This is a genomic window from Geomesophilobacter sediminis, from assembly GCF_016458275.1.
Taxonomy (GTDB): Bacteria; Desulfobacterota; Desulfuromonadia; order Geobacterales; family Geobacteraceae; genus Geomesophilobacter; species Geomesophilobacter sediminis.
In genome coordinates this window covers 141,291-152,498 of record NZ_JAEMHM010000012.1, presented here as the reverse complement: position 1 = coordinate 152,498, position 11,208 = coordinate 141,291, and the positions used below count along the sequence as shown (strand labels likewise).

The following is an 11,208-nucleotide window of genomic DNA, read 5'->3' as shown; positions in this document are numbered from 1 at the left end:
TTGTCCCGCTTCCCACGCTTCCTCTCCTTCAAACGCCACGCGCGAAAGCGCGAGCTTGCGACGGACAGGGTGAGGATGGGGTTTCCAATTACCGCAGATACCGCAGCGCCTCCTGGCCGAGGACCCGCTCCACGGCGAGCGGCAACAGCTCCTTCTGGCTCCGTTCGGTCGCTACGGTCATCTTCATGGCATAGCGGGCGATGTTGATCCCGTCGCGCACCGAATACGGCTCGTCGGCAGCATGACCACGCTGCAAAAATTCCACGACGTACTTCAATACCGAAGTCGTGGCGAAAGGGAGATTCTCCTTGAGGATCGCCATCTCTTCGTCGGCCTCGGGGAAGTCGATATAGATCTGGGGCTGGAGGCGGGAGTGAATGTATTCCGGTACCTCGAAGGTCGAGGAGTCCTCATTCATGGTGACCACGATCCGGAAATCGGGGTGCGCCTTGATGCGCAGACCGGTGATGATCGATTCCACGTAGCGCCGGTCGTCCAGAAGCGGTGCCAGCGAGGCCCACGCCTTCTCGCTCATCCGGTTCCCCTCGTCCAGGATCAGCACACCGCCGCGCAGCATCGCGGTCACCAGCGAGGATGCCGCGTACTGGATCGAGCCTTCCGGCCCCACGACCGGGGTGATGATCAGGTCTTCCGGGCGGGTATCCATGGTTGCCTGGAACAGGTACACCTCGCGGTTCAGCCGCCGCGCCGCGGCGTAGCCCAGCGTCGTCTTCCCCACCCCGGGCTTTCCCACCAGGCGCGGATTGAACGGGAGGTCCCGCTCGTCGATCACCATCCAGGCTGCCAGAAGCTGCTTCAGCAATTCATCGTTCCCCACCCAGTGCAACGGCAACTCGATCGGGTTGGCGAGGGTCAGGGAGATACCGTCGATCTCGATCTTCTTCATCTTCTCTCCGTAGGAAGGGGACACCGTAAGGGGACAGGCACCTGCGGAGCCAGTCCTCTTCAGATTTCCCTTTAAAAGCGAGCGGCCCCTCACATGGGGGGCCGCAGGTTCAGCGATTCATTTCGTGGCAGTACATCATGGAGAGCCGGGCACGGTTTTCGAGGCAGCTCATGCAGAGCTCACCGGCGTCGTCCCACATCTCCTGGGCGAGCCATTCCCCGGCTTCCCCGTAGAGGGTGCGCGGCTCGTTTTCGTCGAATTCGGCCTTACAGATGGTGCAGGTTTTCACTATTTCTCTGCCTTTTGCACCAGATCGGCCAGGCAGGCAAGGAAGCGGGGCGAGTTGTTCAAAGACTCCGAGCGCACGAAGCGCTCGATGCCGAGCTCCCGTGCCTCTTCCGCGTACTGGATGTCGATTTCGTGCAGGGTTTCGATGTGGTCGGACACGAAGGAGAGCGGGACCATCAGGATGTCCTTGCACCCCTGCGCGGCCAATGATTTCATCATGTCCCCGGTGGAAGGCTCCAGCCACTTCACCTTCCCCACCTTGGACTGGAAGCAGAGCTGGTGGGGGGCTTGGTCGCCGATCCGCTCCATCACCAGGCGCACCGTCTCCTGGATGTGGGCCAGGTAGGGGTCCCCCTCGTCGATGAACGACTGGGGCAGCGCGTGGGCGGAAAATACGATCTGGACTTTCTTCGGATCCGGGAAGGCCGTCAGTCCCTGCTGGACCTTCTCGGCCAGCGCCTCGATGTAGAGCGGGTGGTCGTAGTACCGGTCGATGTAGGTGACCGAGAACTTGACCTTGGATTCCTTCAGGATGCGCTGCAGCTCGTTGACGCTGGAGCCGGTGGTAGCCCGGGAATAGTGCGGGTAGAGGGAGAGGGCGACGACCTTGGAGATCCCTTCCTTCTTGATTGCCGAGAGCGCCTCCAGGGTGGAGGGGCGGGAGTAGCGCATGGCGACGAAGGATCGGTATCCCGGCCCCAAAAGTTCCTGGAGTCCGCGGCCCTGCGCCTCGGTCAGTTCCCGGATCGGGGACTTGCCGCCGATTTCGCGGTAGTACCCTTCGACCTTCGGTGCCCGCTTCTTGACGATGCGCCGGGCGATGAACGGCTGCAGGAAGGCGGGGCCGATCTTCATGATGTCGCGGTCGGTGAAGAGGTTGAGCAGAAACGGCTTCACTGCGTCGATGGAGTCGGGTCCCCCCATCTGGAGCAAAAGGAGGGCGGTCTTCTCGGACATGGGCACCTCTCGGGATATGGAATAGCCCGAATGTAACAGAAAATGAAGTTAAGGAGAACAGGTAAATGGTTATGCACCCTTGAGTGATTGGCGGGGACTGGCATAGCAGATACCGATGCTCCTCCTGTAACTTATGCATTGCAAAAGGTGCGCTCATTTGTAGTATTGGAATGCTTTAATTGCGGAGTTCCCGATTCGGGAGCTTCAGCCCAATGCCCAAAGGAGAGAGCCATGATAACCCAGCGCACCGTTCCCCAAGCCAGAAAATCCCGCTACGGCTGGACTCCCGATCTTCCCGACAATCGCGACAAGATGTACGGGGCGATCCGGCCGCTTCCGCCGCAGCTGCCGACCCTGGTCGATCTGCGTCCTTACTGCTCCCCGGTGGAAAACCAGGGGGAGCTGGGGAGCTGTACGGCAAACGCCCTGGCCGGCGCGTTGGAATTTCTGGAGGTTAAGGACAAGGTTCCCTACCTCGAGATGAGCCGGCTCTTCATCTACTACAACGAGCGGGCCGTGGAGGGGACGGTCAACTCCGACTCCGGTGCCATGATCCGGGACGGCATCAAGACCCTGGCCAAGATCGGGGTCTGCGCGGAGCCAAACTGGCCCTACAACATTGCCAGCTACACCAAGAAGCCGCCCAAGGGATGCTATACCGAAGCGGCCAAACACCAGATCCTCTCCTACGCGCGCCTCAACACCGTCGACGAGATGCGGGCCTGCCTCGCCTCCGGGTTCCCCTTCGTTTTCGGTTTCTCGGTCTACGAGAGCTTCGAGTCGGCGCAGGTGGCGAAGACCGGGACGGCTAACCTGCCGGAGCACGGGGAAAAGCAGCTGGGAGGCCATGCGGTGATGGCGGTCGGCTACGATGACGCGAGCAAGCGGTTCATCATCCGCAATTCGTGGGGGACGGGGTGGGGGATGAAGGGGTACTTCACCCTCCCGTACGCCTACCTCTCGGATCGCAACCTTTCCGACGACTTCTGGACGATACGGAGAGGTGAGCTGATGTAACGAGACGGCGCCGGCGGAGCGGACCGGTGCTGCGGGAGCCCCTTTCCGGGGCGCGATTTGCGTGCCGGTCTAAAGCGGTGGTTTGAAGTCCCCCTTTGGCAAAGGGGGGATCAAAGGACTGATCCAGGTTTGGGGGATAACTGAAAAAAAACGGGGGATGCAGCATCAGCTGCATCCCCCGTTTGCGTGTAAATCCTGCCGGTATTCTTACCTGATCCCGTTCGAGGTCAGGTGACTGGTATAGCGTTTGTCTTCTCCCTTGATATGGCGCACCAGCCAGTCCTGAAGGAAGGTGACCACGTCGTGGGTGAGCAGGGTTTCGCCGGAATTGAACTTTCTCTGGAGCTCAAGCACCTGCTGCACCAGGTCCTTGTGGAGCTGGCAGTGGCGGGATTCCTCGGGGTACCCGGTCCGGCGGAAGAAATCCTCCTCCTGCCCGAAGTGCGAGCCGGTATATTCGATCAGGCGCTGCAGCACGGAGCCGATGGCGTCTTTGGACCTTTTCTGCTGCATGGCATCGCTCAGCTCGTTCACCATGGCAAAGAGTTTCTTGTGCTGCTCGTCGATGGTCGGGATAGAGACGCTGAAGCTGGAGTCCCATACCATGGCGTCGGTGAGCTTGAAGTGGCTCACCAGGTCATGCAGTTCGTCCACCTGCTGGGCGAGTTTGTCGGTGGCGGCGCTGGTCTCGCGGGCGCTGGCGACGTTGTCGCCGACTACCGAGGTGATGAGCTGGATGTTCTGGGTGATCTCGTGGGTGGTCGCGGTCTGCTCCTCCGCGGCGGTGGCGATCTGGCTGATCTGCATGGTCAGGTCGTTGATCATGCCGAGGATCCCCTCAAGCATCTCGCCGGAGCGCTGGGTCTCCGCGGTTCCCATCTTGACCTGCTCGACACCTTCGGACATGGAGCCGACCGCGGTCTTGGTCTCGCTCTGGATGGAGCGGATCATCGAGTCGATCTCTTTGGTTGCCTTCGTGGTCCGTTCCGCGAGGGCTCGCACCTCGTCGGCCACGACCGCGAAGCCGCGGCCGGTCTCTCCGGCGCGGGCGGCCTCGATGGCGGCGTTCAGCGCCAGGAGGTTGGTCTGGTCGGCGATGTCCTCGATGGTCCCGGCAATGGCCCCGATCTGGTCCGAACGCTGGCCCAGCCCGGCGACGGTGGTCGAGGTGGAGACGACGCGGTCGGCGATGTTTTCCATGAGCCGGGAGCTTTTTTGTACCGTTTCGGCGCCGGTGGTGGTTTCCTCGGTTGCCTTGTGGGCGTTCTCGGCGGCAAAGAGGCAGTTGCGCGCGATGTCGCTGGAGGTGGCGGACATCTCTTCGCTGGCGGTGGCGATGGTGCTCGCCTGCATGGCGACATCTTCGGCGGCCTGCGTCATGGCGTCGGTGGTGCTGCGAACCAGGGTGACGGAGTCGCGCACCAGGTCGGTGACGGTGAAGAACTTGCGCATGGTGGTGTTCCAACCGTCCATCATGGTATTGAACGCGGAGCCGAGCCGGGCCACCTCGGGGTTACCGTTCACCTCGACACGTACCGACAGGTCGCCGGCAGCCGCGCGTTCCAGGGCGGAGACCACTTGGCCGAGCCCTTTGCCGGATCTGCCGCGCCCCAAAATCGCGTTGAGCAGAGCGGAAAGAAACAGCAGCACGATCCCGACTCCGAAGGCGACCGGAATGCTGCCACTGTTGAAAACCGTCACGAGAATGACGGCAAGCAGGATGAGAGCACCATTGAAAAATACCAATAACATCAGTTCCTCCTGAAGCCTTACTGGGTTTAGTTCCCTTTACTGGAGGTTTCGACCTGACGAGCATCAAACTTGAGACATTTTTACATTAACGTTTAGTGATAGAATTGGAAAGAAACGTTTTGGCTTTAATTAGTTCAACATCCTCTCATCTTTGTGTTTTTTTGACATACCAGTGACAAATTGTCCCATGCTCTTCTCAACAACTCGTAACTAACAGGAATTAACGCTACGGAAGCGTCAGTTAAAACCTACCGGACCGCCATCTTCCGGTCCGAAAATGCGAGGAAGCGTAATGTCCGGATCGCTCGAAGGTGAAACTGCAACGGGTCTTACCGAGGAGCAGGCGGAGCGCCTGCTGCTGGAAAACGGCTACAACGAGCTCCCTACCGCCGGGAAACGCAGTGTCTTTGCGATCGTTGCCGGGGTTGCCACCGAGCCGATGTTCCTGCTGCTCGTGGCCTGCGGCACCGTCTACCTCATTTTGGGGGACGTGCAGGAAGCCCTCATGCTCCTCGGATTTGTCCTGGTGATCATGGGGATCACCTTTTTCCAGGAGCGGAAGACCGAGCGGACCCTGGAGGCATTGCGCGATCTTTCCAGTCCGCGGGCCCTGGTGGTGCGCGAAGGCAAGCAGCGGCGCATTCCGGGGCGCGAGGTGGTGGTGGGGGACCTGGTGGTCCTGGCGGAGGGGGACCGCGTTCCCGCCGACGGTCTCGTCCTTTCCACCTCCACCCTGAGTGTCGACGAGTCGCTTCTGACCGGAGAATCGGTACCGGTTCGGAAGTTCGCCGAGGAGGGGAGGGGGGCGGAAGAGGCGAAAGTGTATTCCGGTTGTCTGGTGGTTCAGGGGCAGGGGGTGGCGCGGGTAACGGCAACCGGTGTCGATACGGCGCTGGGGAAGATCGGGAAAACCATTGCCGTGCTGGAGGAGGAAGACTCCCCGCTCAAACGGGAAACCGGTCGCCTGGTCCGGCGGCTGGCCATGGTCGGCAGCGCGCTTTGCGTCGTGGTCGCCATTGCCTACGGCATCACCTACCGGGACTGGCCCGGAGGGATCCTCGCCGGGATCGCCTTGGCGATGGCCGTGCTCCCAGAAGAGTTCCCGGTGATCCTGACCATCTTCCTCGCCATCGGCGCTTGGCGCATCGCGCGGCGCGACGTACTGACCCGACGGATCCCGGCGGTGGAGGCGCTCGGTTCGGCGACGGTTCTCTGCGTGGACAAGACCGGGACCATCACCCAAAACCGGATGGCGCTGAGAAAAATCTGCGCCGGAGGGGTCGCGGTGACCCCCGATCCGGAGCGGGCCGAAGGCGATCCGGATGACCGGCACGTGCTGATCGAGTTTGCCATGCTGGCCAGCCAGAAGGAGCCCTTCGACCCGATGGAGCACGCCATCCGGGATTTCGGCAAGGTCTACCTGGCGAGCACCGAGCACCTCCACGACGACTGGCTCCTGGTGCGGGAGTATCCGCTCTCCCGGGACCTGCTCGCCATGTCGCACGTCTGGAGGTCCCCGGAGGGAGAGGACTTTGTCATCGCCGCCAAGGGGGCCCCCGAGGTGGTGGCGGACCTTTGCCATCTGGATGCTGCGGCGACCGCCGGCGTGGTGGCCGATGCCAATGCAATGGCCGACGAAGGGCTGCGGGTGCTCGGGGTGGCCCGGGCCTGCTTCACCGAAAAGACCCTGCCGGCCGGGCAACATGACTACGACTTCGAGTTCCTCGGCCTGGTGGCTCTCTCCGACCCGATACGGCCCCAGGTTCCCGATGCGATTGCCGAATGCTATGCTGCCGGCATCCGCGTCATCATGATCACCGGCGACTACCCGGGTACCGCGCTTTCCATTGCCGAGGAGATCGGGCTGCGGCCGTCGGACCGGGTGGTGACCGGCCCGGAGCTGCAGGAGATGGATGATGCGGCACTCGCGACGGCGGTAAGCGAGGTCAGCATCTTCGCGCGGATGGTCCCGGACCAGAAGCTGCGCCTGGTGCAGGCGCTGAAGTCCCGCGGAGAGGTCGTGGCGATGACCGGCGACGGGGTGAACGATGCGCCGGCCTTGAAGGCGGCGCACATCGGGATCGCGATGGGAAAACGGGGGACCGACGTCGCCCGCGAGGCGGCCGACCTGGTCCTTTTGAACGATGACTTCACCTCGATCGTAGCTGCGGTGAAGCTGGGGCGGCGGATCTACGACAACCTGAAAAAAGCGATGTCCTATACCATAGCGGTCCACGTACCGATCGCCGGCCTGTCCCTGGTGCCGGTACTGGTCGGCTGGCCTTTGATCCTCATGCCGGTGCACATCGTTTTTCTGGAGCTGATCATCGATCCGGCCTGCTCCATCGTCTTCGAAATGGAACCGGAGGAAAGCGATGTGATGTCGCGCCCGCCCCGCGCGCCGGACGAAAAGATCTTCACCCGGCGCACCTTGATCCTGAGCGTCCTGCAGGGGCTGAGCGTCCTGGTGGTGGTGCTGGCGCTCTTCGCTGGGGCATGGTATCGGGGGCTAGGGGAGGCGGAAGCCCGGGCGCTCGCGTTCACCATGCTCATCGTCGCCAACATCGGGCTGATCATGGCCAACCGGTCCTGGCAAAGGACGATCGCGGCGACCCTGGGAACGGCGAACCGGGCTCTTTGGTGGGTGACCGGGGCCGCGCTCGTCTTTTTAGCCCTGGTGCTCTACACCCCGGTCCTGCGGATGTTGTTCCATTTCTCGCTGCTGCACGTACACGATCTGGTGGTCTGCCTGGGGGCGGGGGTGCTCTCGGTACTCTGGTTCGAGCTCTTCAAAAAGTTCAGCCACGACAAGCGTGGCTGAACGAGGTGGGATGCAGATTGCGGCGAATGAAGCTATTGATTGGTGGATTTGGCGAGGCTCTGCAGCACGCGCGGGCTGGGAAGCCAGGTGGGGCGCGCTTTGGCGAGGTGGCGGGGGGCGGGGCGGAAGGTGTCGCGGTCGGCTGCGGCGTGCCCGGCCCTCGATCCCATTTGCATGACGAACCCGCAGGAGAGGATGATCGCAGCCAGTACGATTCGTTCGGATAATCCCTTCATGTCAGCCTCCTTCTTATTCATTTTGGGGGAACAGACAATTAGTATCCTTTCAGAAACGTCCGGTGACAGAAAAGCAGAAAATATTTTAATGTGCAAGCTTTTATAGTCAAGAAAACTTTTTTTTCTCAATCACGCTACTGAACGAGCAATCGACATACTCACCGGAGGGCAGCTCAGACTGCTTTCACCTTGACAGTCAGTACACCCTCTGGATATGCTGTGCCACGGCCGTTTCCGGGACGTTCCCGCGCTCGGCCCGGTGGATGAGGAGAACCGGTCATGCACATGGCGGATGCGCTGCTATCACCGGCGGTCGGAGGTACGATGTGGGCTACCTCGGCGGCAACCCTTGCCTATAGCTCGGCAAAGCTGCGACGTGATTTCGACGAGCGCGTTCCGCCCCTGATGGGGGTGCTCGGCGCGTTTCTTTTCGCGGCGCAGATGATCAACTTCACCATCCCCGGGACGGGATCCAGCGGCCACTTGGCGGGTGGAATCCTCCTTACCATCCTGTTGGGCCCGCACGCGGCGTTCCTCAGCATCGCCTCGGTCCTCGTGGTCCAGGCCCTGTTCTTTGCCGATGGCGGGCTGCTGGCGCTGGGGTGCAATATCTTCAATATGGCTTTCGTCCCGGCCTTCATGGTGTTTCCCCTTTTTCGGAGGCTTGCCGGCAACGCGCCCGGCCGCCTGCGCCTCAACGTTGCGATTCTCGCCGCGGCACTCGTCGCTTTGCAGCTCGGCGCGTTCGCCGTCGTCCTGGAGACCACCTGCTCCGGCATCGCGACGCTTCCGTTTGCTTCCTTTCTCCTGATGATGCAGCCGATCCACCTGGCGATCGGCGTGGTGGAAGGGCTGGTAACCGTTGCGGTACTGGGGCTGGCTCAAAAGGCGCGGCCGGACCTGTTGCGGGGATCGCTGGAGGGACGTTTCGATCTGGGGGGCAAAAGGGTCCTCCTTGCGTTTCTGGTGGCCGCACTCCTGGTCGGGGGCGGGCTTTCCCGTTATGCGTCCGTTCTCCCCGATGGGCTGGAATGGGCGGTCGGGAAGCTGACCGGGAAAACCGAGCTGGAAGCTTCGAGCGGGGTCCACGCCGCGCTGGGCGCCGTTCAAAACAAGACCGCGCTTCTGTCCGGATACCAGCTGCCGGCACCGGCGCGGAAAGAACCGGGCCCGGCATCGGAGAAAGCGACCGCTGCCGGAAGCGGCACCGGAGTGGCCGGCGTCGTCGGCGCCGTCTTGACCCTGGCGGTGGCTTGTTTCTGCCCCTATCTCTTCCGAGGTCGCCGGCGCACCAAACCTGAAATCTAAATCGGCTCCGGCTGCCCTGAGCGCCACCTCTCCTTTTTTTGTGGGAGCGCCATTCCTGGCGCGATCCGCCGGTGGCGGCGGCAGCGGTTGTGGTTGATCGCGCCTGGAAAGGCGCTCCCACAGGGTTGGCCGCAAAGGTCCCACACACCGAAAGAAATAGTCGTTGCGCCACGGATGTAGATCCAGAGTGGGGCTCCGCAAGGTGATGGGTGACTCCCACCCAACTTTTCCGCACGTATACCGGAATCTTCTCTATGACCTCGATTGAGGGGGCTCTCCTCGACTTCAAACGCCTGGACCGGCTGGCCGCCGGCGATACCGCGCTGCACCGGCTCGATCCGCGCGCCAAGGTGATCGTCACCTTCGTGTTCATCGTGACGGTGGTCTCCTTCGGCAGGTACGAGCTCTCCGCGCTGGTCCCCTTCTTCCTCTTCCCGGCCATTCTCGTCGGCCTCGGCAACCTGCCGGCCGGCTACCTCGCCCGAAAGGTCGCGCTCCTCTGTCCCTTTGCGCTGGTCATCGGGCTTTTCAACCCGCTGTTCGACCGCGCCGTGGCGCTCCAGTTGGGGCCGCTGGCGATCAGCGCCGGTTGGATCTCTTGTGCCTCGATCGTGGTCCGTGCCGCCCTCACCGTCGGCGCCGCCTTCGTGCTCCTCGCGCTCACCGGCTTTCCGGCCATCTGCAGCGCGTTGGAGCGGCTGGGGCTGCCGGGGATGTTCGTGGTGCAGCTCCATTTCCTGTACCGGTACATCTTCGTCCTGGGCGAGGAGGGGGGGCAGGCCTCCCGGGCGCTGGAACTCCGTTCCTTCGGGGCCAAACGCCCGTCGCTCGCCACCTACGGCAGCCTGGTCGGGCACCTTTTGCTGCGCACCTGGCTTCGGGCGGAACGGGTGCACCGCGCCATGCTGGCGCGCGGTTTCAGCGGGGCTTTTCCCACCCGCACCGTCGGGCGTTTCGGTATGGCGGAGGCGGCCTTCGTCGCCGGCTGGACCGCGTTTTTCCTTTTCCTGCGATTAAACAACGGCGCGCAGCTTCTGGGCTCGCTTTTGACCGGACACTTTTCATGAGCCACCACATCGTTGAAGTTAAGAATCTGCGTCACGTCTATCCGGACGGAACCGAGGCCTTGAAAGGGGTCTCCTTCCGGATCCATCATGGCGAATCGGTTGCCATCATCGGGGCCAACGGGGCCGGAAAATCCACCCTCCTTCTGCATCTGAACGGCTACCATTCCCCTACCGCCGGCGAGGTCCGCATCGGTGACTTTCTTTTGAGCAAAGGAACCCTGCCCGGCATCCGCCGCACCGTCGGGATGGTCTTCCAGGACCCGGACGACCAGCTCTTCATGCCGACCGTCTACGACGACGTCGCCTTCGGACCGCTGAACCTCGGGCTCAACGGAAACGAGCTGGAGCGCTGCGTCGCCGACGCCTTGGAACGGGTCGGAGCCGCGCATCTGGCCGCAAAGGCGCCGTACCATCTCTCCGGCGGTGAGAAAAAGCGGGTCGCCATTGCCACCGTGCTCTCGATGTCCCCCGACATCCTGGTGCTCGACGAGCCCGCCAGCGGGCTCGACCCGTACGCGCGGCGCCAGCTGATCGGCCTGTTGAAGGAGTTCCGCCACACCAAGATATTCACCAGCCACGATCTGGACCTGGTGCTGGAGCTGTGCCAGCGGGTCATCCTGTTAAAAGAAGGGGAGGTCCGGGCGGACGGCCCGGCCGCGGAAATCCTGCGGGACGAGCGCCTCCTGGCTGAGTGTCGTCTGGAGGTGCCACTGTCGCTGCAGGGCTGCCCCATCTGTGGCAAGCGGCAGGGGTGACGGGAAAGTAGCAGCACGCAGCAACTACCTTATTGATGAGTGCCGGCCCGGTAACCTGTGCCGGCATTTTTTTATTGAAGCTAGCAATGCCTTTGCCGAT

The 11,208-nt window shown here is 62.4% G+C and carries 10 protein-coding genes; 5 read left to right on the top strand and 5 right to left on the bottom strand.

What is annotated here, in order from left to right:
• Nucleotides 1–88: 88 nt before the first annotated feature.
• The 3 genes from JFN93_RS15675 to hemH form a co-directional block, all read right to left on the bottom strand.
• Entirely contained in the window at nucleotides 89–907 is an 819-nt protein-coding gene (locus tag JFN93_RS15675) for an AAA family ATPase (RefSeq protein ID WP_199385040.1), read from the bottom strand.
• A gap of 109 nt (nucleotides 908–1,016) precedes the next feature.
• On the bottom strand, nucleotides 1,017–1,196 hold the full coding sequence (locus JFN93_RS15670) for a hypothetical protein (RefSeq protein WP_199385039.1): 180 nt from the start codon (nucleotides 1,194–1,196) through the stop codon (nucleotides 1,017–1,019).
• Nucleotides 1,196–2,152 (bottom strand): ferrochelatase, encoded by a 957-nt coding sequence (gene hemH / locus JFN93_RS15665; RefSeq protein WP_199385038.1) that lies wholly within the window; start codon nucleotides 2,150–2,152, stop codon nucleotides 1,196–1,198. The genes JFN93_RS15670 and hemH overlap by 1 nt, the downstream gene beginning before the upstream one ends.
• Nucleotides 2,153–2,383: 231 nt before the next feature.
• Between hemH and JFN93_RS15660 the strand changes: the two genes are divergently transcribed.
• Nucleotides 2,384–3,169 (top strand): C1 family peptidase, encoded by a 786-nt coding sequence (locus tag JFN93_RS15660; RefSeq protein ID WP_199385037.1) that lies wholly within the window; start codon nucleotides 2,384–2,386, stop codon nucleotides 3,167–3,169.
• A gap of 207 nt (nucleotides 3,170–3,376) precedes the next feature.
• Here the strand turns inward: JFN93_RS15660 and JFN93_RS15655 are convergent, their stop codons facing one another.
• Nucleotides 3,377–4,921 (bottom strand): bacteriohemerythrin, encoded by a 1,545-nt coding sequence (locus tag JFN93_RS15655; protein WP_199385036.1) that lies wholly within the window; start codon nucleotides 4,919–4,921, stop codon nucleotides 3,377–3,379.
• Nucleotides 4,922–5,213: 292 nt separating this feature from the next.
• Here JFN93_RS15655 and JFN93_RS15650 point away from each other — a divergent pair, with 292 nt between their 5' ends.
• Entirely contained in the window at nucleotides 5,214–7,742 is a 2,529-nt protein-coding gene (locus tag JFN93_RS15650; RefSeq protein ID WP_199385035.1) for a cation-translocating P-type ATPase, read from the top strand.
• Between the two features lie 32 nt (nucleotides 7,743–7,774).
• Here the strand turns inward: JFN93_RS15650 and JFN93_RS15645 are convergent, their stop codons facing one another.
• Nucleotides 7,775–7,978 carry a hypothetical protein gene (locus JFN93_RS15645; protein WP_199385034.1) on the bottom strand — a complete coding sequence of 68 codons (204 nt, stop codon included), beginning with the start codon at nucleotides 7,976–7,978 and terminating at the stop codon, nucleotides 7,775–7,777.
• Between the two features lie 279 nt (nucleotides 7,979–8,257).
• On the opposite strand from JFN93_RS15645, the gene JFN93_RS15640 reads away from it, so the two are divergent.
• The 3 genes from JFN93_RS15640 to JFN93_RS15630 all read left to right on the top strand — a co-directional run bounded on the left by JFN93_RS15640 (nucleotide 8,258) and on the right by JFN93_RS15630 (nucleotide 11,108).
• Complete coding sequence (locus JFN93_RS15640; protein WP_199385033.1) at nucleotides 8,258–9,286, top strand: energy-coupling factor ABC transporter permease; 1,029 nt, start codon at nucleotides 8,258–8,260, stop codon at nucleotides 9,284–9,286.
• 254 nt (nucleotides 9,287–9,540) lie between these two features.
• Nucleotides 9,541–10,353, top strand: a complete 813-nt coding sequence (gene cbiQ, locus JFN93_RS15635) for a cobalt ECF transporter T component CbiQ (RefSeq protein WP_199385032.1) — start codon at nucleotides 9,541–9,543, stop codon at nucleotides 10,351–10,353.
• Complete coding sequence (locus JFN93_RS15630) at nucleotides 10,350–11,108, top strand: energy-coupling factor ABC transporter ATP-binding protein (protein ID WP_199385031.1); 759 nt, start codon at nucleotides 10,350–10,352, stop codon at nucleotides 11,106–11,108. Before cbiQ ends, JFN93_RS15630 begins: the two co-directional genes overlap by 4 nt.
• Nucleotides 11,109–11,208: the final 100 nt, after the last annotated feature.